This is a genomic window from Caulobacter sp. GW821-FHT09B11 (assembly GCF_059418205.1).
This window is the reverse complement of record NZ_JBWKPK010000011.1, coordinates 135,079-159,350: the sequence shown is the minus strand read 5'-3', so window position 1 is coordinate 159,350 and position 24,272 is coordinate 135,079. Positions and strand designations below refer to the sequence as shown.

The 24,272-nt window shown below is 68.8% G+C and carries 14 protein-coding genes and 2 pseudogenes; 9 read left to right on the top strand and 7 right to left on the bottom strand.

Annotation, left to right across the window (positions count from 1 at the left end):
- From AC07N1_RS10835 to AC07N1_RS10815, 5 genes and pseudogenes are all read left to right on the top strand, one after another.
- Nucleotides 1-464: PTS sugar transporter subunit IIB (locus AC07N1_RS10835; RefSeq protein ID WP_494671809.1), on the top strand; the 464-nt coding region annotated here is incomplete at its 5' end.
- Nucleotides 465-1,129: 665 nt separating this feature from the next.
- A complete protein-coding gene (locus tag AC07N1_RS10830; protein WP_494671808.1) occupies nt 1,130-3,802 on the top strand; it encodes a TonB-dependent receptor in 2,673 nt (890 codons plus the stop codon).
- A 103-nt stretch (nt 3,803-3,905) separates the two neighbouring features.
- Entirely contained in the window at nt 3,906-6,227 is a 2,322-nt protein-coding gene (locus tag AC07N1_RS10825; RefSeq protein ID WP_494671807.1) for an alpha-N-acetylglucosaminidase, read from the top strand.
- A gap of 18 nt (nt 6,228-6,245) precedes the next feature.
- Nucleotides 6,246-7,361 carry an acyltransferase family protein gene (locus AC07N1_RS10820; protein WP_494671806.1) on the top strand — a complete coding sequence of 372 codons (1,116 nt, stop codon included), beginning with the start codon at nt 6,246-6,248 and terminating at the stop codon, nt 7,359-7,361.
- Nucleotides 7,362-7,377: 16 nt separating this feature from the next.
- Nucleotides 7,378-7,524, top strand: a pseudogene (locus AC07N1_RS10815) (hypothetical protein); the annotation flags it as partial.
- Nucleotides 7,525-7,536: 12 nt separating this feature from the next.
- Here AC07N1_RS10815 and AC07N1_RS10810 read toward each other — a convergent pair.
- Nucleotides 7,537-8,445: a LysR substrate-binding domain-containing protein gene (locus AC07N1_RS10810; RefSeq protein WP_494671805.1), complete on the bottom strand. Its 909-nt coding sequence runs from the start codon at nt 8,443-8,445 to the stop codon at nt 7,537-7,539.
- 183 nt (nt 8,446-8,628) lie between these two features.
- Here AC07N1_RS10810 and AC07N1_RS10805 point away from each other — a divergent pair, with 183 nt between their 5' ends.
- Nucleotides 8,629-9,069 carry a transcriptional repressor gene (locus AC07N1_RS10805; protein WP_494671804.1) on the top strand — a complete coding sequence of 147 codons (441 nt, stop codon included), beginning with the start codon at nt 8,629-8,631 and terminating at the stop codon, nt 9,067-9,069.
- On the opposite strand, the gene AC07N1_RS10800 is transcribed toward AC07N1_RS10805, so the two are convergent.
- From AC07N1_RS10800 to AC07N1_RS10785, 4 genes and pseudogenes are all read right to left on the bottom strand, one after another.
- A complete protein-coding gene (locus tag AC07N1_RS10800) occupies nt 9,066-9,590 on the bottom strand; it encodes a glycine cleavage system transcriptional repressor (RefSeq protein ID WP_494671803.1) in 525 nt (174 codons plus the stop codon). The two genes, AC07N1_RS10805 and AC07N1_RS10800, sit on opposite strands and share 4 nt — an antisense overlap.
- Before the next feature lie 69 nt (nt 9,591-9,659).
- Entirely contained in the window at nt 9,660-11,180 is a 1,521-nt protein-coding gene (locus AC07N1_RS10795; protein WP_494671811.1) for a PAS domain-containing sensor histidine kinase, read from the bottom strand.
- A gap of 99 nt (nt 11,181-11,279) precedes the next feature.
- A pseudogene (locus AC07N1_RS10790) lies at nt 11,280-12,134 on the bottom strand (GAF domain-containing protein); the annotation flags it as partial.
- Between the two features lie 163 nt (nt 12,135-12,297).
- Nucleotides 12,298-13,899: an EAL domain-containing protein gene (locus tag AC07N1_RS10785; protein WP_494671802.1), complete on the bottom strand. Its 1,602-nt coding sequence runs from the start codon at nt 13,897-13,899 to the stop codon at nt 12,298-12,300.
- A 251-nt stretch (nt 13,900-14,150) separates the two neighbouring features.
- Between AC07N1_RS10785 and recA the strand changes: the two genes are divergently transcribed.
- Nucleotides 14,151-15,221, top strand: coding sequence for a recombinase RecA (gene recA / locus AC07N1_RS10780; protein ID WP_487287918.1), 1,071 nt, complete (start codon nt 14,151-14,153; stop codon nt 15,219-15,221).
- A gap of 617 nt (nt 15,222-15,838) precedes the next feature.
- Here recA and AC07N1_RS10775 read toward each other — a convergent pair.
- Entirely contained in the window at nt 15,839-16,399 is a 561-nt protein-coding gene (locus AC07N1_RS10775; protein ID WP_494671801.1) for a hypothetical protein, read from the bottom strand.
- A 286-nt stretch (nt 16,400-16,685) separates the two neighbouring features.
- On the opposite strand from AC07N1_RS10775, the gene alaS reads away from it, so the two are divergent.
- Both alaS and AC07N1_RS10765 read left to right on the top strand, forming a co-directional pair.
- The gene (gene alaS, locus AC07N1_RS10770; RefSeq protein WP_494671800.1) at nt 16,686-19,328 is read left to right on the top strand and encodes an alanine--tRNA ligase; all 2,643 of its coding nucleotides are present in this window, start codon (nt 16,686-16,688) and stop codon (nt 19,326-19,328) included.
- A 96-nt stretch (nt 19,329-19,424) separates the two neighbouring features.
- Nucleotides 19,425-20,711: a serine hydrolase domain-containing protein gene (locus AC07N1_RS10765; protein WP_494671799.1), complete on the top strand. Its 1,287-nt coding sequence runs from the start codon at nt 19,425-19,427 to the stop codon at nt 20,709-20,711.
- Nucleotides 20,712-21,233: 522 nt separating this feature from the next.
- Here AC07N1_RS10765 and AC07N1_RS10760 read toward each other — a convergent pair.
- Complete coding sequence (locus AC07N1_RS10760) at nt 21,234-24,035, bottom strand: TonB-dependent receptor (protein ID WP_494671798.1); 2,802 nt, start codon at nt 24,033-24,035, stop codon at nt 21,234-21,236.
- Nucleotides 24,036-24,272: the final 237 nt, after the last annotated feature.

Genomic DNA, 24,272 nt, shown 5'->3' with positions numbered 1-24,272 from the left:
CCTGCACCACCCGCCTGCGCCTGATCGTGGCCGACCAGAAGGCTGTTGACGAGGCCCGCCTCAAGGCCCTGGGCGCGCGCGGCATCGTGCGGCCCTCCGACAAGGCCCTGCAGGTGGTGCTCGGCCCCATCGCCGACACCGTCGCCGGCGAAATCCGCCAGGCCGCCGGCGCGGGCGTGCAGGCTCCGGTCGTCGCGGCCGTGGCTTCGGCCAAGGCCGCTGACCCGGCTGCCGCCCAGGCCCTGCTGCCGGGTCTCGGCGGCGCGGCCAACATCGCCGCCGTTAGCGCTTGTTCCAGCCGTCTGCGGTTGGAGCTGCGTGATCCGTCCAAGCTCGACGAGGCGGCGCTGAAGGCCGCCGGCGTCCGGGCGCTCGTGCGGCTCGACGGGCCGGTGGTGCATCTGGTGCTCGGACCTAACGCCGAGGCCGTGGCTGCGGCGCTGCAAGAGGCGGTGGCCGTCTAACCCCTCGCTCCTCCTGCCGCCTTCCTGGGCCTTGTGCCCAGGACCCATCGGTCAGCCTGCCCAAACCTTTCGAGCGCGGCCGCTGTCTGAGCCGCCGCCGGCATGGGCCCTCGCCACAAGGGCGAGGGAGGCGGAAAGAGAGGGGCGAGAGGGCGGCAGAAGGGAAGGGGCAGTGATCCTTCCGTCCGCTCCCTGGCCAACACTCGCCGACTCGCGTCATCCGACGCCGCGCTCGCGGGGCGCGGGCGCCTTTTCGTGGGCGCCGGGCGCAAGCTCCGCGCGCGGCGGCCTGGCGATTGCGCGCGGAGCTTGCGTGCGCCCGGGGTGTTGGGCGCGAATGGTCGCAAAAAAGGCATTAAATTGGTATTATGCCTAGGCCTGTCCAATAAGGACAAAATTTCACTAATCGACTGACTTCATTCGTATTTGTTGCCGATCGCCGATATGCGGCGCGGCTTAGCCCGACAAATTGGGCGCCTAACCGGCAATCTCTGCCGAAATACAAGCAATAGAACAGGTTGCCGGCTTTGACGGGTATCGCGTCGGCCCCTAGGTTGCCGGTGAGCAGCGAAAAAAGGTCTTTAAATGGTCTGCTCAAAAACGACGCCGCGGGGGAGCGGCGTTCACAGGGCGCGCGCGCCGCGCCAGCTTGAGGGGATAACAGGATGATCGGTCACAAGCTTACGAGTTTCAGGCCCGCCGCCCGGCGCAAGGCCTTCGCCCTGGCCCTGCTGGCGGGCGTCAGCTTCGCCGGCGTCGCCGCCGCGCAAGAGGCCGCGCCCAGCGAGGCCGTCGACGAGGTGGTGGTCACCGCCTTCCGCAAGAGCCTGGCCACGGCGCTGGACACCAAGCGCAACGACGTGCGCGTGTCGGACGGCATCTCGGCCGAGGACATCGGCAAGTTCCCGTCGGAAAACATCGCTGAAGCCATCCAGCGCATTCCGGGCGTGCAGATCTCCAACATCAACGGCCGCGGCTCGACGATCAGCATCCGGGGCCTGGGTCCGCAGTACGCCCTGACCACGGTCAACGGCCAGGCCTTCAAGAGCTCGAACTTCACCGACGGCTTCCGCTACGACGTCATCCAGACCGAGCTGGCCTCGGGCATCCAGGTCTACAAGTCGCCGACCGCCGACATGGACGCGGGCGGCCTGGCCGGCACCGTCAACATCGACACCGTGCATCCCTTCAACGTGAAGGGCCGCCAGCTGATCTTCGCCGGCAAGCTGCAGCAGCAGGAGCTGATCGGCGGCGATCCGACCGCCAAGTTCGGCGCGACCTATGTCGACCACTTCCTCGACGGCAAGCTGGGCGTCTTCCTCGGCGCGGGCTACCAGGAGCTGAAGGACCGCGGCGACTATCTGTGGATGGACCGCTGGACCGTCGCCAACGGCGTCTACACCCCGGCCCGCCTGCGCTATCGCCGCATCGACCGCGAGACCAAGCGCAGCATGATCAACGGCGCGGTGCAGTTCAAACCGACCGACGACCTGCAGATCGACGCCATCGCCACCTACGCCAAGGACAAGACGACGCAGGAACTGCACCAGCAGGTCTTCCTGTTCACCACCCCCTCGGCCTCGAACGTGGTGACCCTGGCGACGGCGAACAACACCGCCACCAAGGTGCAGATCAACAACTTCCGCCTCGAGAACAACCACCAGCACGAGGACCGGCCGCAGTCGACCGGCGCCTTCACCACCAAGGTGCGCTGGACCGGCATCGAGAACTGGGACTTCAGCGGCGTCGGCCACTATTCGCGCGGCCACGCCCTGTTCAACGAAGAGGCGGCGATCCTCGGGGTCAACATCTCGAGCGCTTCGCTCGACATCAGTAACCCGAAGAACATCGTGTTCTCGACGGCGACGGCGCTGGACGACACGGCCCAGTACAACACCTCGACCCTGATCCGGAACACCTACCCGAACGGCGCCTACCGGACGATCGACTCCTACGAGAACGCCGGCCAGTTCGACGCCAAGCGCTACGTGAACTTCAGCATCCTCGACTCCGTGCAGTTCGGCGCGAAGATCCGCCAGGAAGTGCTCAAGCGCTACGTCGTGCGCCGCGACGGCCAGAACACCATCCCGGCCTCGTACTCGCCGACCATGGCCGGCTCGGGCATCCTGGTGACCAACTTCCTGGACGGCGACATGACGCTGCCGGGCAGCTGGGTCTCGCCGAACCTCGACGCCTATCGCGCGGCCCTCAAGGCCCAGGGCGTGACCGTCTACGAAGCCTTCGACCCGGCCGGCTCGTTCCGCGTAGAGCGTGACCTCGGCTCGCTCTACGCCATGGCCAACCTGAAGGGCGAAGTGCTGTCGCGCACCTTCCGCGGCAACATCGGCGTGCGTCGCGAAAGCACCGACCAGACCGTCAACGGCTATGTCGGCGGCGCGGCCAACCCGCTGAACACCGAAGTCAAGCTGGTGGCCGGCACCTACACGACCAAGAAGTCGTACGACAACGTCCTGCCGTCGGCGAACTTCAGCTTCGACATCACCGACAACCTGCTGCTGCGCGTCGCCGCGGCCAAGGTGCTGGTGCGTCCGATCATCGACTCCAACAACCAGCTGGCCACCACCATGACCAGCACCACCGACACCACCGGCCACAAGGTCTACACGATCTCGATCGGCCAGGGCGGGCTGGACCCGATGACCGCCAACCAGCTGGATGTCAGCCTGGAGTGGTACTACGGCTCGGGCAACGGCCTGTCGGCGGGCTTCTTCTCGAAGAAGGTCAAGAACGGCGTCTACACCTCGACCATGTGCCCGACCGCCTACGAAGGCACCTCGCTGACCAAGGACAGCAGCGGCGTCTGCGTCTCGGCCGCCGGCGACACCTACACCATCACCCAGAGCTTCAACGACGCGCGCACCGTCGACATCCACGGCTACGAGCTTAACTGGCAACAGTCGCTCGACGCCTGGCTGCCGATCGCGGGCTTCGGCCTGATCGCCAACTACACCCACGTCAATCCGGCGACCTCGGTGACCGGCTTCAAGCTGGCCAACCTGTCGGAGCACACCGCCAACGGCACGGTCTACTGGGAAAACCAGACGTTCAGCGCGCGCCTGTCGGCCAACTACCGCAGCGCCTACGACCAGACCTCGGTCGAGAGCTTCTTCTCCGGTCCCCTGGGCCACACCGTCGATGCGCGCACCCAGTTCGACCTGAACCTGGGCTACAACATCAACGAGAAGCTCAGCCTGTCGTTCGCGGCGATGAACATCAACAACGCCCAGGAGAAGGCCTATCTCGGCAACGAGAGCCGCTGGCAGATGACCTCGGTCACCGGCCCCAGCTACTACCTGTCGTTCCAGTACAAGATGTAACCGAATCTCCTCCCCGGAGACGCCGCCTCGTGCGGCGCAACTGCTGGTCGCCGCCTGACTCCTGGGCGGCGACCAGATTTTCGTTTCGGAGCAAGAGCCAACGATGCCGTCCACCCCCTCGCGTCGCCAGACCCTGAAGCAGGCCCTGGCCCTGATGGCCGTCTCCACCGCGCCGTCCCTGGCCCAGGCGGCGGGCAAGGCGGCGGTGAAGGAGCCCGGCGGCGTGGCGGCGGCTCGGGCGGTGCTGGCGCGGCGGTTCGGACCCAAGGCGGCCGGCGTCCAGCTGGCCCTGACGGCGTCCAAGGGCGGCAAGCCCGGTTATGCGGTGAAGGCCGTCGGCGGCAAGGTGGCGATCAGCGGCGACACGCCGGTGGCCCTGGCCCGCGGCGCCTACGCCTATCTCAAAGATCACGGCGCGGCCTCGGTGAGCTGGGAAGGCGATCGCGTCGCGCTGCCGGCCCGTCTGCCCGACGCCGACACCGGCCGGGTGGAAAGCCCCTTCGCCCATCGCGCCTATCTCAACACCTGCACCTACGGCTACACCACGCCCTGGTGGGGCTGGGACCGCTGGTCCCGCGAGATCGACTGGATGGCGGTCCACGGCGTCGACATGCCGCTGGCCATGGAAGGCCAGGAATATGTCTGGCGGGCCCTGTGGCGCGAGTTCGGGCTGAGCGAGGGCGAACTGGCCGAGTATTTCTCCGGGGCGGCGTTCACGCCCTGGCACCGGATGGGCAATATCGAGGGCTACGCCGCGCCGCTGCCGACCGCCTGGATCGACAAGAAGAAGGACCTGCAGGTTCGGATCCTGTCGCGGATGCGCGGGCTTGGCATGACGCCGATCCTGCCGGCCTTCGGCGGCTACGTGCCCAAGGCTTTCGCCAAGAAGAACCCCAAGGCCCGCATCTACCGCATGCGGCCGTGGGAGGGCTTCCACGAGACCTATTGGCTGGATCCCGCCGACCCGCTGTTCGCCAAGATCGCCGGCCGGTTCCTGGCGCTCTACACGGAGACCTATGGCGCGGGGACCTACTACCTCGCCGACTCCTTCAACGAGATGCTGCCGCCGATCAACGCCGACGGCGCCGACGCGCGCGATGCGGCCTATGGCGACGGGACGGCCAACACGGCGGCGACCAAGACCAAGGTCGAGGTCGATCCGGCCCTGAAGGCCGAGCGCCTGGCCGCCTACGGCAAGGCGATCTACGATTCCATCCGCCAGGCCCGGCCGGACGCGGTGTGGGTGATGCAGGGCTGGCTGTTCGGCGCCGACAGCCACTTCTGGGATCCGGCCGCGATCAGCGCCTATCTCAGCCGCGTGCCGGACGAGAAGCTGATGATCCTCGACATCGGCAACGACCGCTATCCCGACGTCTGGAAGAACGCCAAGGCCTTCGGCGGCAAGCCGTGGATCTATGGCTACGTCCATAACTACGGCGGCAGCAATCCGGTCTATGGCGACCTCGACTACTATCGTCGCGACATCGCCGCGGTGGCGGCCAGCGGCGAGACCGGCAAGCTGTCGGGCTTCGGCATGTTCCCCGAAGGCCTGCACAACAACTCGATCGTCTACGAGGCGGTCTACGACCTGGCCTGGAACGGCGGCGGGGCCTCGACGGGCGCCTGGCTGTCGAGCCGTTCGAAGGCGCGCTACGGCAGGACCTCGCCGCAGCTGGACGCGGCCATGGGCCTGCTCGTGCAGGGCGCCTATTCGACCCGCTACTGGTCCTCGCGCTGGTGGAAGAGCAAGGCCGGCGCCTATCTCTTCTTCAAGCGGCCGACGGCGACCATCGGCGAGTTCCCGGGCCATCCGGGCGACCGCGCCAAGCTGGATGCGGCCGTGCGTGCGCTGAGCGCCCTGGCGCCGGGCTACGCCAAGGAAAAGCTGTTCGTGCTCGACCTGGTCGACGCCGCCCGGCAGCTGGCCAGCCTGGAGATCGACGTGCAGCTGCAGGCCGCCGTGGCCGCCTATCGCAAGGGCGACGCGGCCGCCGGCGACGCCGCCCGCCGCAAGGTCGAGGACCTGGCCCTGGCCGTCGACGCCCTGCTGGGCGTGCAGCCCGAGACCCTGGCCACCTGGGTCGACGACGCCCGCGCCTATGGCGACACGCCCGCCGACAAGGCGACCTATGTCAGCAACGCCAAGGCCCAGGTCACGGTGTGGGGCGGGGAGGGCAACCTCAACGACTACGCCTCCAAGGCCTGGCAGGGGCTCTATGCCGACTTCTATCTGCCGCGCTGGGGCCGTTTCCTCGACGCCCTGAAGGCGGCCGGGACCGGGTCCTTCGACGAGGCCGCCGTGGTCAAGGACGGCGTCGTCTGGGAAAAGGCCTGGGTGGCCGCCGACGTCGCCTATCGCCGCCAGGCGCCGGCCGATCCGGTCGCCGGGGTCAGGGCGCTGATCGCGCGCATCGACCGGGCCTAGAGGGGGAAAGACACAGCCATGACGACCAAGCCCGCCCCCCGTTTTCTGTCGCTGGACGTGTTCCGCGGCCTGACGGTCTGCCTGATGATCGTGGTCAATACCGCCGGTCCCGGCGCCAAGGCCTTCACCCAACTGGTGCACGCCAAGTGGTTCGGCTTCACGGCGGCCGACGCGGTGTTTCCCTCGTTCCTGTTCGCCGTCGGCTGCTCGATGGCGTTCGCCTTCTCGCGGCCGATCCCGCTGCCGGACTTCAGCGCCAAGGTGTTCAAGCGCACGGCGCTGATCTTCCTGCTCGGCTTCCTGATGTACTGGTTCCCGTTCGTGCATCACGTGGACGGGCACTGGGCGCTGGCGCCGTTCTCCCAGACGCGGGTGATGGGCGTGATGCAGCGGATCGCCCTGTGCTACCTGATCGCCGCCTTCGCCGCGCGGTTCCTGTCGCCGCGCTGGATCCTGGCGCTGTGCGCCGGCCTGCTGCTGGGCTATTGGGCGATCCTGCTGGGCTTCGGCGACGGCGATCCCTATTCCAAGCTGGGCAACGCCGGCACCAAGCTTGATTTGCTGGTCGTCGGCCGCGACCACCTCTATCGCAAGGACGGCGGCTTCGATCCCGAGGGCCTCTTGGGCACCCTGCCGTCGGCGGTCAACGTGCTGGCCGGCTACCTGGCCGCCCGCGCCCTGCGCCAGGCGACCGACACCCGCAAGGCCCTGGTCCGCATGGCTGGTGTCGGCGGCGTGCTGATCCTGGCGGCCCTGGCCTGGAACCCCTGGTTCCCGATCGCCAAGAAGCTGTGGACCGGCCCCTTCGTGCTGCTGACCGTCGGCATCGACCTGCTGCTGCTGGCCGCCCTGACGGCCGTGCTGGAAGGCCGCGAGCCCAACGCCGCCACCCGCTTCTTCCAGGTGTTCGGCCTCAATCCGCTGGTGATCTACCTGTTCTCGGAGCTGTTCGTGGTCACCCTGAACCAGTTCGCGATCGGCGGCGTGGGTCCCTACGAGTGGGTGGGCGTGCACGTGTTCCAGGCGGTCGCGCCGGGGCCTGTGGGCTCGCTGCTGTGCGCGGTGGCCTACATGCTGGTGTGCTGGCTGCTGGGCTGGGTGATGTACCGGAAGAACTGGGTGGTGAAGCTGTAGGGGCGTTCGCCCCTTCTTCTTCCCGTCATTCCCGCCCTTGTGGCGGGAACCCCTCTGTCAGCCGCAGGTGCGGATGGGGCGGATCGCTGGCGATCCGCTGGCGCTTCTTGTGCGAGCGGAACCAGGGTTTCCCGCCACAAGGGCGGGAATGACGGGAGGTGGGAGTGTGGCTGCGCTACACCGCCCCCGCCGCCGCGCCCTCCGCATAGCCCCGCAGCCGCGCCGCGATGATCTCGCCCACGGCCTCGGCGGCGGGGCGCTGGGGGAAGTGGGTGCGCCAGACGATGCGGACGGTGCGGCTGGTCAGGGCCGACAGCGGCCGCAGCACGATGCCGGCGTCCTGCGCCGCGCCCGAGGCCAGGCCCGGGATCAGGGTGGTGCCGTAGCCGGCGGCGACCATGTTCAGCAGGGTCGAGAGGCTGGAGGCGCGCAGGGCCGTGCTCAGCGCCGTGCTGGACTTGCCGCAGGCCTCCAGCGCCTGGTCGCGCAGGCAGTGGCCGTCGGCCAGGACGAGGATGTCGCGCGCCAGGTCGGTCTCGGCGATGACCTCGCGGCCGGCCAGAGGATGGTCGGGCGGCAGGGCGGCCAGGAACGGTTCGGCGAACAGCGCGCGGCCGTCGAGGTCGGGCGCGGCCTCGTCGGTGGCCAGCAGGATGGCGTCCAGTTCGTGGGTCCGCAGGCGCTCCAGCAGGGCGGCGGTCTGGTCCTCCCAGGGCTCGATCTCCAGATGGGGCAGGGCCTCGCGCAGCGGCGCGAAGATCAGCGGCAGCAGGTAGGGCGCCAGGGTCGGGATGATGCCCAGGCGGAAGCGGCCGGCCAGCGGGTCGCGCAGGTTCCGGGCGGTGGCCAGCACCGCCTCGCCCGACGTCACCGCCGCCCGGGCGTGGTCGAGCAGTTCGCGGCAGGCGGCGGTCGGGGCGGCGGTCTTGCTGGTGCGCTCGAAGAGCGTGACCCCGAGCAGTTCTTCCAGCTTGCGGATCTGCACCGACAGGGTGGGCTGGCTGACGCCGCAGGCGCGGGCGGCGCGGCCGAAGTGCTCGTGCTCGGCCACGGCCAGCAGGTAGCGCAGGTCTCGCAGGTTCATGGTTCCTCCCGATAGGGGAAGCCTATCGCAACCATTGGATCTTGGCGCTTCTATTCAATCCTGGTTTGCGTGAAGGTCCTTCGCGACGGCGCCCTCGGGCGGCGTCGGAATTCGGGCGCGGGAACAGAGGTCGCGACGCCGGAAAGAGCGCGACCGTCCCTCCGCCCCGGGAGGACGCCTTCGATGCCTCACGCCGTGGACGCCGTCCTCCAGGACGCGCTGCGCCGGGCGGGACTGCCGAGCCGTGGCCCGGCGCCCCGACTCTTGGCGCTGCTGCGCGCCTCCGAGGAGACCCACCTGACCCTGCCCGAGGTCGCCGACCTGGCGGTCGAGGCCGGCCTGTCGATCCCGCTCGGCGAGCTTGCCCGCCAGATGGAGGCCTTCGCCGACCACGGCCTGGTCTCGCGCCTGCCGACCACCGGTCCCGAGCCGGTGTTCGACACCCAGCCCGAGCCGCACTTCCACATGGTCTACGAGGAGACGGCGCGGATCGTCGACCTGCACGTCTCGGAAGAGACCCTGCTGGCCATGCTGCGCGACGCCCTGGCCCGGCGGCCGGGCGGGGTGGAGGTGATGGTGGTGCTGCGCAAGCCGCCGGATGGGAAAGGCGAAGGCGGGGGCTAGTTCCCCTCGGCGGGCGCCAGGGCGATGTCGACCATGATCTCGCCCGAGATGTCCTCCAGCGCCGCCTGCACGGTCGCGACCGACAGGCCGGCGGGCAGCCGCAGGCGGGCCTCCATGTGGAACAGCGGCGCGCCCGAATGCGGCTCGACGCTGAGACGCGTGCCGAAGGTCTCGATATTGGCCGAAAGGCCGCTGAGCACGCCCGTCACCTGGTGCACGATGCCCGGCCGGTCCTGGCCGACCAGGGCCAGTTGGATCGCCTCGCCGGCGCTCTCGGCGGCCTCTATGGCGGGAGCGATCCGCACCTCCAGGCCCTGGGCGTCCACCGCGCCGGCGGCGGCGCGCAGGGCGTCGACCTTGCCTTCGTCCAGCTCGACCAGCACCGAGCCGACATAGAGCCCGCCCAGCCGGCTGAGGTGGCTCTCCAGCCAGTTGCCGCCGGCCGACAGCACCGCCTGGGCCAGGGCCTGGGTGAGGCCCGGCCGGTCGCTGCCGACGACGCTCAAGATCAGCCTGGCCATGGGAGTCCTTTGCCTTGGAAACGGTTGGAGCGAGCCAGCCACGGGCCGGTCCGGCCGTCAATCCGTGCGCTAACCCCTCAGCATACGATCCACTCGCGCGGCCAGGTCGGCGACGGCGAAGGGCTTGGTCAGCACTTCCATGCCGGGCTGGATGTGGCCGTGGTTGAGCACCGCGTTCTCGGCGTAGCCGGTAATGAACATCACCTTCAGGTCGGGCCGCAGGGCGCGGGCGGCGTCGGCCACCTGGCGGCCATTCAGCCCGCCGGGCAGGCCGACATCGGTGATCAGGAGGTCGATGCGAGCGTCGGTCTGCAGCAGGCGCAGGCCGGCCGGGCCGTCGGCGGCCTCGATGCAGGCGTAGCCCAGCTCCTGCAGCGCATCGACGATCAGCATGCGCACGGTCGGCTCGTCGTCGACCACCAGCACGGTCTCGCCGGCGGCGGCGGGCGCGGGCAGGGCGGCGGCGACGTCGCTGTCGTCGCTCTCTTCCTTGCCGAAGTGGCGCGGCAGGTAGATGCAGACCATCGTGCCCTCGCCCAGCTCGGAATAGATCCGCACGTGGCCGTGCGACTGGCGGGCGAAGCCGTAGACCATGGAGAGGCCAAGGCCGGTGCCCTCGCCGATCGGCTTGGTGGTGAAGAACGGGTCGAACACCCGCTCCTGGATGGCCTTGTCCATGCCCACGCCGGTGTCGCTGACGCAGATGCAGACATACTGGCCCGGCTCCATGCCGCGCTCGTCGGCCGAGCGGCGGTCGAGCCACTTGTTGCCGGTCTCGATTGTGATGCGGCCGCCGTCGGGCATGGCGTCGCGGGCGTTGATGCAGAGGTTGAGGAGGGCGTTCTCCAGCTGGTTGGCGTCGACCAGGGTGGGCCAGAGGCCGCCGGCGGCGACGGTCTCGACCTTGATCGCCGGTCCCACGGTGCGGCGCACCAGTTCGACGAACTCGGCCATCAGCCGGTTGATGACGATCGGCTTGGGCGACAGGGTCTGGCGGCGCGAGAAGGCCAGCAGGCGGTGGGTCAGGGCGGCGGCCCGCCGCGCCGCGCCCTGGCCGGCGGCCACGTAGCGGTCGACATCGACCATGCGGCCCTGCGACAGCCGCGTGCCGATCATCTCGAACGAGCCCGAGATGCCCGACAGCAGATTGTTGAAGTCGTGGGCCAGGCCCCCGGTCAGCTGGCCGACGGCCTCCATCTTCTGGGCTTGGCGCAGGGCCTCCTCGGCCTCGCGTAGGCGGTCCTGCTCGGCCAGGCGCTCGGTGACGTCGTAGACGAACTGATAGGCGCCGGCCTGGAGGCCGGCCTCGTCGCGCAGGGCGCCGAACCGCATCTCGTAATAGCGACGGTAACGGTCGGGATCGCCATAGGCCTCGACCTGGACGAACTCCTCTCCGGCCAGGGCGCGGGACCAGACCGCGCGCACCTGCTCGCGGTTCTCCGGCTGGTCGGCCAGCAGGTCGAGCATGCTGTCGCCGACACACGGCGTCACGCCGAATACCCGTTCGAACTCGCCGGCGGCGGCGCTGTTGATGGCCAGCCAGCGGAAGTCCTTGTCGGCCACCTGGATGAAGGCGTTGGCCCCCTCCATCGCGTCGGCCAGCACCCGGCGCTCGGCCAGGGCCGCGGCCACGCGCTGCTCCAGGGTCTCGTTCAACTGGCGCAGGGCCAGCTCGGCCCGGCGACGCTCGGTGATGTCCTGGAACAGCACCGCCACCTGCCTGCGCTCGGCCGGCTCGATGCGGAAGGCCGACAGCGAAAGGTAGCGGCTGGTGGCCACCAGCTCCTGCTCGAAGCGGATCGGCTGGCCCGTGCGCAGCACCTGTCCGTAGCGCGCCGCCCAGGCGTCGGCCTCGTCGCCGACCATCTCGCGCAGCTTCTGGCCGACCACGTCGGGAATGCCGGCGTGGCGGGCGTAGGCGGCGTTGGCGTCGACGTGGACGTAGTCGCTGAGCGGCCCGTGCGGGCCGTCGAAAAACTCGATGATGCAGAAGCCCTCGTCCATCGAGTCGAAGAGGGTGCGGTAGAGCTGCTCGCTCTGGGCCCGGTGCTGCAGCGAAAGCCGCAGGTCGAGCTGGTTCATCACCTGCCGGGCCAGCACCTGCAGGGTGCGCTGCTGCAAGGGCGACAGGTCCTTGGGCGCGGTGTCGAGCACGCACAGCGTGCCGATCGGCAGGCCCTCGGCGGTCTTCAGCAGGGCGCCGGCGTAGAACCGCAGGTGCGGCTCGCCGGTGACCAGCGGATTGCCGTCGAAGCGGTGGTCGCGCGTGGCGTCGGGCACCAGCAGGAAGTCGTCTTCCAGGATCGCCTTGGCGCAGAACGAGGTCTCCAGCGGCGTCTCGCGCACGCCAAGACCCACCTCGGCCTTGAAGAACTGCCGGTGCTCGTCGATCAGGTTGACCACGGCGATGGGCGCGCCGCAGATCTCGGCGGCCAGGGCGACGATCTCATCGAACGCCGCCTCGCGCGGGGTGTCCAGAATGTCGTAACGGCGGAGCGCCGCGAGGCGATGGGCCTCACGCTCCGCCGGATCGGCAGCGTCCATGCGAACTTTGAGGCCCCCCTCGATCACCGGCAGCGTCGGACAGCCGACGCGCGTGCACGGCTAGTGGCTTAAGACGCATGGCGAGGCCAACGGTTCCACGCAATTACGGCAAAGCTTGCAAAAGGTGGAGCGTGGCGGCCGAACGCGCGTGCGCTTTTGGGGCTCAGCCCCAGCCTTCCGACACGCCGACGCGGCGGGCCATCGGGGTCACGGACACGGGCTTCTGCGAGGGCTGCGGCTGGTCGGCCGGCTTGCCGTAGAGCCAGCCCTGGGCGAAGTCGACGCCGGCCTTGCGGACCACGTCCTCGACCTCGGCGGTCTCGACCATCTCGGCGACGGTGCGGACGTTGAGGTCGCGGCACAGCTCGACCAGGCGGCGCACCATGGCCCCGTCGCGGCTGTTGCCGGCCAGCTCGCGCACGTAGCGGCCGTCGATCTTGACGATGTCGAGGGTCAGTTCCTGCAGGTAGGCGAACGAGGCCGCGCCGGCCCCGAAGTCGTCCAGGCAGACCAGCGAGCCCAGGCCGCGCAGGGCCTGGATGTGGCGGTTGGCGCGCGGCAGGTCGTCGATGGCGCTGGTCTCGGTGACCTCGAAGATCAGCTTGCCCCTGGCGGCCGGCGTCTGGGTCAGCAGGCGGTTGATGTGATCGACGAAGGTCTCGCTGACGATGGTGCGGCCCGAGACGTTGACGGCCAGCTTCACCGCGCCGTTGCGGTCCGAGGCGATCCGGCGCACCGCCTGCTCGGCGATGGCGTGGTCCAGCTCCTCGATGATGTCGAACTCCTCGGCCATGCGGATCAGGGCGAAGGGGCTGGCGCCGTCCTCGAAGCGCACCAGCGCCTCGTGGTGGTGGGCCTGACCGTTCGAGAGGTCGACCACGGGCTGGTAGGCCAGGGTGAAGCGGCGCTGGCTGACCGCCGCGCCCAGGGCCCCGGCGCGGGCCAGGGTGCGCTTTACAGACCTGTTCATCGCTTCGGACAGGGTCAGGGGCGGAGTGTCCTTCAGGCCCTCGCGGAGGAAGTCGTCGAGGGCGTAGCGCAGGGCCCGCAGGCCGCGCGACGAGGTCCCGCCGTCCAGCGGCACCACATGGGCGCTGGCGTCGAGGGCGGCGATCTTGGTCAGGCGGGCGGCCAGGGCCTCGGGTCGGTCGTCCTTGGCGCGCAGCAGGGCGTAGCGCTCGGGTGAGACCTGGGTGGCCATGGCGCCGGCGTGGGACTCGGCCCGCACGGCGCCGGCGATCTTCATGTCCAGCGCCAGGGCGTCAGGCGCGTTCAGGCCCTCGCGCAGGGCCGACAGGCCGGCGAACTCGACCATGGCCAGTTCCAGCTCGAGCCCGGTGACCCGCGCGGCTTCAAACAGGCCCTTGGCGATCTCCTCGAAGTTCTCGCGCGGGCGCAGGCCGGCGGTGTCCAGGCCCCCCGCGGGCGCGCGGGCGGCGGTGACCGCGATAGAGGTGCGACCGAAATTGTCGGGGAGGGCCCGCAGAGTGACTCCAACGAAGCGCTCCGGCTCCCCGGCGACGCGGACGGTGACCGGACCCCGGCGCTGGCCCTCGTCGAGAGCATAGAGCGCGGCGTCCATCAGCGGGCGGTCCGCGGCGGTGAACAGGTCGCGCCAGACGCGGCCGATCAAGGAGGTTTCAGGCTTGCCCATGATCTTTTGCGCGGCGCCCAGGGCGAGGCTGACGCGATCGCCTTCGAGTTCCAGCAGAAGGTCGGCGCTGGCGAAGGCCAGGCCCAGAAGGCGGCGCGGATCGATCGACACGGACAGAGCTCTCCCCAGAGGAGGGGCAGCTTGCGCGCCTTAGCTTAAAGACCCGTGCACGGGGGCGGGTCGCCGATGGGGCTGCGACCGCCCGTCGCAGGCGGGTCCGGCGGGCGCGCCGGAACGAAAAAGAACATCTTGCGAACATAGAACAAAATGTGTACGCATTAATCATTCCACAGGCGGTGGGCGCCGAGGCGCTCGAACTTCCGGCCGGACGGTCGGAATCATGGAATAAGGCGGATCATCCAATGACCAGTCAGGCGGCTTTGAAACTCGTGGGCAAGGAAGAAGGCGACAAGGCGCGGGCGCTAGAAGCGGCCCTGGCGCAGATCGATCGGGCCTTCGGCAAGGGCTCGGTGATGAAGCTGGGCGAAAAGGGCAAGGTCGAGATGGAGTCGGTCTCCACCGGCTCGCTCGGCCTGGACATCGCGCTCGGCATCGGCGGCCTGCCCAAGGGGCGGGTGATTGAGATCTACGGTCCCGAAAGCTCCGGCAAGACCACCCTGGCCCTGCACGTCGTCGCCGAGGTCCAGAAGGCCGGCGGCACCGCGGCCTTCGTCGACGCCGAGCACGCGCTGGATCCGGGCTACGCCTTCAAGCTGGGCGTCAATCTCGACAACCTGCTGGTCTCCCAGCCGGACAACGGCGAGCAGGCGCTGGAGATCACCGACACCCTGGTGCGCTCGGGCGCGGTCGACATCGTCGTCGTCGACTCCGTGGCCGCCTTGACCCCGAAGGCCGAAATCGAAGGCGAGATGGGCGACAGCCTGCCCGGCCTCCAGGCCCGCCTGATGAGCCAGGCGCTGCGCAAGCTGACCGGCTCGATCAACAAGGCCAACACCATCGTCATCTTCATCAACCAGATCCGTCACAAGATCGGGGTGATGTACGGCAGCCCGGAAACGACCACGGGCGGCAACGCGCTGAAGTTCTACGCCTCGGTGCGCCTGGACATCCGCCGCACCGGCTCGGTCAAGAACCGCGACGAGATCATCGGCAACAACGTCCGCGTCAAGGTGGTGAAGAACAAGGTGGCCCCGCCGTTCCGCGAGGTCGAGTTCGACATCATGTACGGCGAGGGCATCTCGAAGCTCGGCGAAATCATCGACCTGGGCGTCAAGGGCGGCATCATCGACAAGGCCGGCTCCTGGTTCTCCTACAACAGCCAGCGCATCGGCCAGGGCCGCGACAACGTCCGCGAGTTCCTCAAGAACAACAAGGACCTGGCCAACGAGATCGAGATGGCCGTGCGCAAGGCCTCGCAGAAGATCGAGGAAGAGCTGCTGGTCGGCGGTCCCGAGGACGGCGAGGAAGAATAAGAGACAGCTCGGGGCGCGCCTGCTCCGAGTTTCGCGGCCGCCGCCCGCCGAGGGCGACCCCGCCATACGCCCGCGGCGGACCTACACCGCCACGACGGCCGCGACCCCGGACGCCTGGACCCCATGCCAGGCGTCCGATTTCGTTTATCCTCCCCCGTGCAACGGGGGAGGTGGCGCGGCGCGGAACGCGCCGTGACGGAGGGGGCGACCGCCGCAGGACGCGGGCCTCATCCCCCTCAGCCGCTCCGCGACACTCCCCCAGAGGGGAAGCACCTTCCTGGCGCTGCGCCGACCAAAAGATCCTCCCCCTCTGGGGGAGGTGGCCCGGAGGGCCGGAGGGGGGGCGTTCTCAGCTTCCAAAATCCCGGCCGGTTTCCTCCCCGCGATAGGGGAGGCGAAAAGCCCCAGCCCCTTCAGTCCCCGATCTTCGTCCACGGCCGCTGCACGCACACCGGCCGGCCGTCGATCACAGGAAGGGGCGACTGCCGCAAGGCGCCGCCAAAAGATCCTCCCCCTCTGGGGGAGGTGGCGCTAAGCGCCGGAGGGGGGCCGGTTTCAACTTCCGATCTGCCGGCCGGTTTCCTCCCCGCGACAGGGAGATGAACAGGCCCCGCCCCTCAATTCCCGACCCTCGTCAGCGGCCGCTGCACGCAGACCGGCCGTCCGTCGATCACCGCCACCCGCGCCGAAGCCGGCGGCGCGTAGAACGCCCGCTCGCTGCCGATGCTCACGGCCAGGGCGATCGGGCCGGTGAAGTCGCAGACCGGCGCCTCGCGCCTGCCGCCTGCCTGGGCGTAGGTCCGGTGGGTGCATTCCATGTGGCCGGCGCCCCGCGCCAGGCCGACGCCGTCGAAAGCGAAGGTCATCGGCTTGCGCTGCCGGGCCTCGAAGGCGGCCTGGGTCAAGACCGGGCAAGGCGTCCCGGCCAGGCTCCAATAGGCCTCGGCGGCGCCGGCGGCCTCGCGCTGCTTCCAGGCGACGAAGGCGATCAGCGGCGCGGCGATGGCGACGGCGATCGCGGCCCAGAAGATCCAGCCGCCGCGCCTACGCCGTCCATCGACCCGCACGGCGCCTGCTCGTCTCGCAATCCCGGCGTCGGTCATGGCGTTCCTCCCGTGCAGCGACAGTAGGGGCGAGGCGATCGCCGCGCCAAGAGCTTCCTTCTCGGTGGTGGGCACGCCCGCCGGCCCCCTCAGTCGCTCCGCGACAGCTCCCCCAGAGGGGGAGCATCTGCGCGACGTAGATCCTCCCCCTCTGGGGGAGGTGGCCCGAAGGGCCGGAGGGGGGCGTTTTCAGCTTCCGCCGAACCGGCCGTCCGCCAACACACGCCCCCCGCCGATCGCTACGCGATCGCCTCCCCCATAGGGCTAGGTTCTTCCATTCGATTTCCCCAAAACTTGAAACCGCGCTATGCAGCGCCGACTTCCGGCAGCCACCGGACCTTTCGAGATTCCCGAGACGACGATGCCTAGCCTCAACGAGATCCGCAGCACCTTCCTCGACTACTTCGGCAAGGCCGACCACGCCGTCACGCCGTCGGCGCCGCTGGTGCCGCAGAACGATCCGACCCTGCTGTTCGTCAATGCGGGCATGGTGCCGTTCAAGAACGTCTTCACCGGCGCCGAGACGCCCGCGCACCCGCGCGCGGCCAGCTCGCAGAAGTGCGTCCGCGCCGGCGGCAAGCACAACGATCTCGACAATGTCGGCTACACCGCCCGCCACCACACCTTCTTCGAGATGCTGGGCAACTTCTCGTTCGGCGACTACTTCAAGGAACAGGCGATCACCCACGCCTGGACCCTGCTGACCGGCGAGTTCGCCCTGCCCAAGGACAAGCTGCTGGTCACGGTCTACCACACCGACGACGAGGCGGCCGATCTGTGGAAGAAGATCGCCGGCCTGTCCGACGACAAGATCATCCGCATCCCGACCAGCGACAACTTCTGGTCCATGGGCGACACCGGCCCCTGCGGCCCGTGCTCGGAAATCTTCTACGACCACGGCGAAGGCATCTTCGGCGGCCCTCCGGGCAGCCCCGATGAGGACGGCGACCGCTTCATCGAGATCTGGAATCTCGTCTTCATGCAGTTCGAGCAGTTGGCCGGCGGCGAGCGCCTGTCGCTGCCCAAGCCGTCGATCGACACCGGCATGGGCCTGGAGCGCATCGCCGCCGTCCTGCAGGGCCAGCACGACAACTACGACATCGACCTGTTCAAGGCCCTGATCGCCGCTTCGGTCGAACTGACCGGGGTGAAGGCCGAGGGCGACCAGGCCCCGTCGCACCGCGTGATCGCCGACCACCTGCGCTCGTCATCGTTCCTGCTGGCCGACGGCGTCACCCCGTCGAACGAAGGCCGCGGCTATGTGCTGCGCCGGATCATGCGCCGGGCCATGCGCCATGCCTATCTGCTGGGCGCGCAAGAGCCCCTGATGCACCGCCTGGCCCCGACCCTGGTGGCCGAGATGGGCCAGGCCTATCCGGAACTGCGCCGCGCCGAAGCCTCGATCGTCGAGACCCTGCGCCAGGAGGAAGAGCGCTTCCGCGTCACCCTGGGCCGCGGCATGGGGCTTCTTGACGAAGCTACCGCCGGGCTCGAAAGCGGCGGCGTGCTGGACGGTGAGACCGCCTTCAAGCTCTACGACACCTACGGCTTCCCGCTCGACCTGACCCAGGACGCCGTGCGCGCCAAGGGCATCACGGTCGACACCGACGGCTTCGACGTGGCCATGGACCGCCAGCGCCAGATGGCCCGCGCCAACTGGGCCGGCTCGGGCCAGCAGGGCGCGGCCGCCGCCTGGTTCTCGATCAAGGAAAAGGCCGGCGCCACCGACTTCGTCGGCTACGAGACCACCGAGACCACGGGCGTGGTCAAGGCCATCGTCGCCGACGGCGCCGAGGTCGAGTCCGCCTCGGCCGGCCAGACCGTCGACGTCCTGCTCGACCGCACCAGCTTCTACGCCGAGAGCGGCGGCCAGGCCGGCGACACCGGCGCGATCGAGGCCAACGGCGCCGAGAGCCGCGTGCTCGACACCCAGAAGCAGGCCGGCGAGCTGCACGTGCACCGCGTCGAACTGGCTGGGCCGCTGAAGGTCGGCGACCAGGTCGTGGCTTCGGTGGACGCCGAGCGCCGCCACACCACCCGCTCCAACCACTCCGCCGCCCACCTGGTGCACGCGGCCCTGCACCATGTGCTCGGCCCGCACGTCGCCCAGAAGGGCCAGATGGTCGACGGCGAGCGCATGCGCTTCGACTTCAGCCACGGCGGCCCGCTGAGCCCCGACGAGATCGAGCGCATCGAGGCCGAAGTGAACGCGGTCATCCGTCAGAACGTGGCGGCCCAGACCAAGGAAATGGCCCCGCAGGAGGCCATCGAGGCCGGCGCCGTGGCGCTGTTCGGCGAGAAGTACGGCGACAGCGTGCGCGTGCTGACCCTCGGTGACTCGCTGACCGAAGCCGGCAAGGCCTATTCGGTCGAGCTGTGCGGCGGCACCCACGTGGCCCGCACCGGCGACATCGCCCTGTTCAAGATCGTCTCGGAACAAGGCGTGGCCGCCGGCGTGCGCCGCATCGAGGCCCTGACCGGCGAGGCGGCTCGCCGCTTCCTGCTCGACCAGGCCGGCGTCGCCAAGGCCCTGGCCGACCAGTTCAAGACCCCGGTCGCCGAGGTCCTGGCCCGCGTCGACGCCCTGGTGGCCGAGCGCAAGAAGCTGGAGAAGGAACTGGCCGAGGCCAAGAAGCAGCTGGCCCTGGGCGGCGGCGGCGCGGCCTCCGGTCCGGAAGACGTCAATGGCACGGCCCTGATCGCCCGCGTCCTCGACGGCGTCGGCGGCAAGGAGCTGCGCGGCGTCGCCGAGGAGTTCAAGAAGCAGCTGACCAGCGGCGTCGTGGCCCTGGTGGGCACGACCGACGGCAAGGCCGCCGTCACCGTGGCCGTCACCGCTGACCTCGTCGGCAAGTTCAGCGCCGCCGAACTGGCCAAGGCCGCCGTGATCGCCATGGGCGGCCAGGGCGCGGGCGGCAAGCCCGACTTCGCCCAGGGCGGCGCCCCGGACGCGACCAAGGCCGACGACGGCCTGGCCGCCATCAAGGCCGTGCTGGCCGGCTGATCGCCTTAGATCGGCCCGCTTCCTCGTCGAAGCGGGCCGACTTCTCTTCCAAGTTCAGTATCGGCGGACCAGCGCCTGCGTAAGATCCACAACATCGTGCCCGATCCCGCCGAGCGTCGCGCCTGGCGGGTCTGGCTGGGCCTCGCCGCCGTGGTGGCGGTGATCGGCGGCGGCGTCGGCCTGACCGTCTCGCGCTGCACGCGCCCATCCGAGCCCGGGACCAAGGCCGAGCGCCAGGTCGCCGCGGCCGCCACGCCCGTCGTCCTGCCGCTGGAGGCCAAGGACTGGCGCGGCAAGATCGACTACCGCGCGCTGGACGCCCGCATCCGCACGATGATGGCCGACCGCAGCATGACGGGCCTGGCCGTCGCCGTGGTCGAGGACGGCCGGCTGTCGTTCGTGAAGGGCTATGGCCAGACCACGCCGAACGACGGCGAGGCGGTCAACGCCGATACCGTGTTCCGCTGGGCCTCGCTGTCGAAGACCGTAGCCTCGACGCTCAGCGCGCGGCTGGCCGGGGAGGGGGCGTTCTCGCTGCAGGACCCGCTGGCCAGGTTCGGCGTCAGCCTGCGCCTGCCGGGCGGGGCCGAGCACAGCCTGACGGTCGAGCAGCTGCTGTCGCAGCGCACCGGCCTGCCGCGCAACGCCTATGACGGCTGGCTGGAAGGCGGTCGCGATCCGAAGACGATCCGGCAGGCGCTGGGAACGGTGCCGCCGCAGTGCCCGCCGGCCACCTGCCACACCTACCAGAACCTCGCCTACGACACGATCCGCGAGGTCATTGAGGCCTCCACCCACCGGCCCTACGCCGAGGAGGCGCGCCAGAAGCTGTTCCTGCCGCTGGGCATGGGCAGCACGACCATCGGCATGGAGGAAATCCGTGGCGAGCGGCACTGGGCGCGGCCCACCCGCTATGGCCGCGAGTCGATCCTGGCCGAGGCCTATTACCGCGTGCCGGCCGCCGCCGGGGTGAACTCCAACATCGTCGACCTGGCGCGCTGGATGCAGGCCCAGATGGGCCTGGCGCCCGCCGTGCTGCCGGCCGGGGTGCTGGAGGAGATCCAGCGTCCGCGCGTGCCGACCAACCGGCCCTACGGCAACTCGCCGCTCGGCCGTTCGCTCGACAAGCCGGCCTATGGCCTGGGCATGCGCAGCTTCGGCTACCAGGGCCACCGCCTGGCCGGCCACAGCGGCGCCGTCGATGGCTACCGCTCGACGATGATGTTCGACCCGGCCACGAAGACCGGCGTCGTCATGCTGTGGAACAGCGAGAGCAGCCTGCCCTTCAAGCTGCAGGCCGAGGTCTTCGACCTCTACTACCACCTCCCGTTCACCGACTGGCTGCAACTGAAGGGCAGTGACGCGGTGGAGGTCGCGCCCTAAGGGGGCGGCGACAATCCAGATCCGGCGCTTTTCTCACCGCTTCGGCCCATGCCAACGACCGCCTTCCTGGGCCTTGCGCCCAGGATCCATGGTTCAACCTGCTCAGACCTTCACAGGACGGTTAGGGCGGATCGACATTCGGCTATTAGCGACCTTCAACTCCGCGCATCCCCGCGAAGGCGGGGACCCAAGCTGGATTTCAGGATGAGGCGCGACCGTGGATCGAATCCAACCTCGTCTTGGATCCCCGCCTTCGCGGGGAGGCTCGGTGAAAAATGAGCTCAGGCCGGTGAATGTCGATTGGCCCTAGGTCTGAGCGGTCGCCGGCATGGGCCCTCGCCACAAGGGCGAGGGAGGCGACTGTGAACAGGCGCTCTTCTTGTCCGATGTGGAAGGCCACGTCGCCGCGGCCTCGCTTCTGAGCGTCCCTCCGTCCGGGATGACGGGCGAGGGGGGCTAAACGAAGAAGGGCGCTCTTCCCTTCCGGAAAGAGCGCCCCTGTCTCGCCTGGAACTAGGCTCCCTAGAACTTCGCGCGAACGCCGAAGAAGTAGCGCGAGCCGAAGGTCTCGTTGCCGATACGGCGGGCGGGGCTGTTGTATTCGATCCGCACTTCGTCGGTCAGGTTCACGCCCTCGACGAAGACGGTGATCTTGTCGTTGACGTTGTAGCTGGCCGAGGCGTCCAGCGTGCCGAAGGCCTTGTTGAACTCGGCCAGGCCGCCGCGGCCGCGCGGGGTGATCAGCCAGTCGTCGCGCCAGTTATAGGAGGCGCGGGCGCTGAACTTGTCGTTCTCATAGTAGAGCGAGGCGTTGTAGCTCTTCCGCGACAGGCCCTGGAACGGCAGGATCTCGCCGGTCAGGATGCTGGTCTCCTTGTAGCCCTTGTCCTTCTGGTAGGTGAAGTTGGCCAGGACGCCGAAGCCGTCGAACGGCGCGGGCAGGAAGTCGAAGGCGTACTGACCGCCGACCTCCAGGCCGTCGATGGTCACCTGGTCGGTCCCGTTGACCGGCACGGTGATCGTATAGGGCTTGCCGTCGATATCCTCGGTCGTGCTGGTGTTGGTGATGAAGGACGAGATCTCCTTACGGAAGTAGGTCGCCGACACGAAGCTGTCCTTGCCAAAGTACCACTCCAGCCCCGCGTCATAGGCGGTGGCCTCGAACGGCTGCAGGTCGGGATTGCCGCGCGATCCGGTGAAGCCGACTTGATCGATGCTGCGGCGCAGGGCCAGCTGGCTGGGCGCGGCGCGGGCCATCACCTTGCTGGCGGCGGCGCGGCCGATCAGCTTGCCAGGAATGAACTCGAACCGCAGGTTCAGCGACGGCAGGGTCTTGGTGTAGCCGCCCTCGGCCTCGCCCTTGATGAAGTTGACGACGGTGGGGCTGGTCTGCACGCGGTTGTAGCCGGTGGAGAGGGTCTCGGTGTCGACGACGCGTACGCCCAGCGTACCGCTGACCGGCACCGGCAGTTCATGGAAGTCGAAGTTGGCCTGGACGTAGGCGCTTTTGGTCTTCTCCTCCACCGACCATGTGTCGAGGAAGGCCTGGAAGCTGCCACGGCCGCCAGCGGTCTCAGCGGTGTTGATGTTGGGATTGACGCCGTAGATGTCGTTGCCGAGGCCCGCGGTCGCCAGGGTGGCGGCGTAGGTGCCCATCGTGTTGTCGTTCCACTGGCGGATGCCGCCGGAATAGCCCAGGTCGCCGGTCTGGAAGAACGGGATGTTGTTCACGCCCGAATTGACGTTGACGATGTTCTCGAGCGTCGCGCACGAGGCAGCCACGGCGATGATGGCGCCGCTGCTGGCGTCGCCTCGGCAATTCAGACGCGTGGTGCGCTGGTATAGGATCTGGTCGGTCTCGAACTGACGCGCCTGCACGCCGGCCTTGATCGAGGTCAGCCAGTCGATGTTGGGCCGGTAGGTGACGTTGAACTGCTGGGCTGTCTCTTCGGAGGTGTTGTTGCGCGGGTTGAACAGCGCGTCGAGCCGCTTGACGCCCTGGCCGGTGGTGACGTCCAGGCCCGGGAACGAGAAGTTCGGCGACTTCTGTCCGCCCTTGTAGTCGATGATGGCGCGCGGGACGCCGAACACCGTGGCGGTCGCGTTGATCTCGTTGTTCTGGACCTCGGCGTTGGAGTAGTCGAGGCGGGCGTCGAAGGTCCAGTTGTCGAGCTTCCACTCGCCGCCGACGGCCGTGGCGTATTGGGTGCGCTTCAGGTCGCCCAGGATGTTGCGGTAGGCCAGATCCATCGGGAAGTCGGCGTTGCTGGTCAGCTCGATGTGGTTGACCGTGTTCTCCTCGCCCAGCGTGGTCTTGCTGTAGTCGATCAGGCCGCCCGACGCGCCCAGCTGCAGGAACGAGCTGTTCACCTTCTCGGTGGCGGTGGCGTAGGTGGCGTCGACATAGGCCTTGAAGTTGTCGGTCGGACGCCACTCGACGACGCTGCTCAGCGCTTTGCGCTCGGTCTCGCGGCGGTCGATGATCAGGCGCGGGATCTCGGGGATGTAGTCCAGCTTGCCGTCGCCGTTGATGTCGGTGCTGCGCCCCGGCGTAGCCCCCGTGCCGGTGGCCGTGGCCGCGCGGCTCAGCCAGCCGGTGGTGCGGGCGTTGTTGCTGTTGAGGTGGCGCTTTTCCCAGGTGCCCGACAGCAGGACGCCCAGCTTGTCGTCGAAGAAGGTGCGGCTGCCGATCAGGGCGACCTTGGGGTCGTATTCCTTGGCCAGGTTCGAATATACGCCCTGGATCGAGCCGGCGACGTAGGGCTCCTTGCTGTCGAACGGCCGGCGCGTGATCACCCGCACCGTGCCGCCGATGCCGCCCTCGGCCATGTCGGCGGTCGGCGACTTGACCACGTCCAGACGCGAGACGAACTCGACGGGGATGTCGCGGAAGTCCACAGCCCGGTCGCTGCCGCCGACGGTGAGCGACAGGGCCGAAGAGCCGTTGATCTCGACGCGGTTGAGGCTGGGATCGGCGCCGCGGATGCTGACGCCGCGGCCTTCGCCGTCCTGGCGGCTGATCTGCACGCCGGTCACCCGTTGCAGGGCTTCGGAGAGGTTCTTGTCAGGGAAGTCGCCGATGTCCTCGGCCGAGATGGTGTCGACCACCTGCAGGGAGTTGCGCTTGACGTCCATGGCGCTGCGCAGCGAGGCGCGGATGCCGGTGACGACGACTTCCTCGACCGCGTCGGGCTCGACGGTCTGGCCGGCCGGGGCGGCGGGCGCGGTCTGGGCGAGGGCCATGGCCGGGGCGGCGAACACGGCGGCGGCCACCGCGATGCTCGAAACACCCGCCCACAGTTGCGCGCTGTTCGACGACTTCATCGTTTCCTCCTGTGCCTGGCGTGGCTCGGAGGCGACCCGGGGGAGGGCGCGACGCCGAGATCGACAGTTTTCATATTGTGGGAACTTATCCCGATAATCGGGATGATAGTCGCGATGTCTCGGAGATGTCGAGTGGGATACGATATGTCGTATTAGAAATGGACCGAAAGCACGGATCTGGCCAATATCGGCAACGTGAGGATTTGCTTGGCTTTTTCGGCGCTTCAGGTTGAGGCG

What these genes read in the sequence shown, in the direction of transcription:
- AC07N1_RS10830 (WP_494671808.1), top strand. Translation starts at nt 1,130, where the DNA reads ATGATCGGTCACAAGCTTACGAGTTTCAGGCCCGCCGCCCGGCGCAAG.
- AC07N1_RS10825 (WP_494671807.1), top strand. Translation starts at nt 3,906, where the DNA reads ATGCCGTCCACCCCCTCGCGTCGCCAGACCCTGAAGCAGGCCCTGGCC.
- AC07N1_RS10820 (WP_494671806.1), top strand. Translation starts at nt 6,246, where the DNA reads ATGACGACCAAGCCCGCCCCCCGTTTTCTGTCGCTGGACGTGTTCCGC.
- AC07N1_RS10810 (WP_494671805.1), bottom strand. Translation starts at nt 8,445, where the DNA reads ATGAACCTGCGAGACCTGCGCTACCTGCTGGCCGTGGCCGAGCACGAG.
- AC07N1_RS10805 (WP_494671804.1), top strand. Translation starts at nt 8,629, where the DNA reads ATGCCTCACGCCGTGGACGCCGTCCTCCAGGACGCGCTGCGCCGGGCG.
- AC07N1_RS10800 (WP_494671803.1), bottom strand. Translation starts at nt 9,590, where the DNA reads ATGGCCAGGCTGATCTTGAGCGTCGTCGGCAGCGACCGGCCGGGCCTC.
- AC07N1_RS10795 (WP_494671811.1), bottom strand. Translation starts at nt 11,180, where the DNA reads ATGGAGGGGGCCAACGCCTTCATCCAGGTGGCCGACAAGGACTTCCGC.
- recA (WP_487287918.1), top strand. Translation starts at nt 14,151, where the DNA reads ATGACCAGTCAGGCGGCTTTGAAACTCGTGGGCAAGGAAGAAGGCGAC.
- alaS (WP_494671800.1), top strand. Translation starts at nt 16,686, where the DNA reads ATGCCTAGCCTCAACGAGATCCGCAGCACCTTCCTCGACTACTTCGGC.
- AC07N1_RS10760 (WP_494671798.1), bottom strand. Translation starts at nt 24,035, where the DNA reads ATGAAGTCGTCGAACAGCGCGCAACTGTGGGCGGGTGTTTCGAGCATC.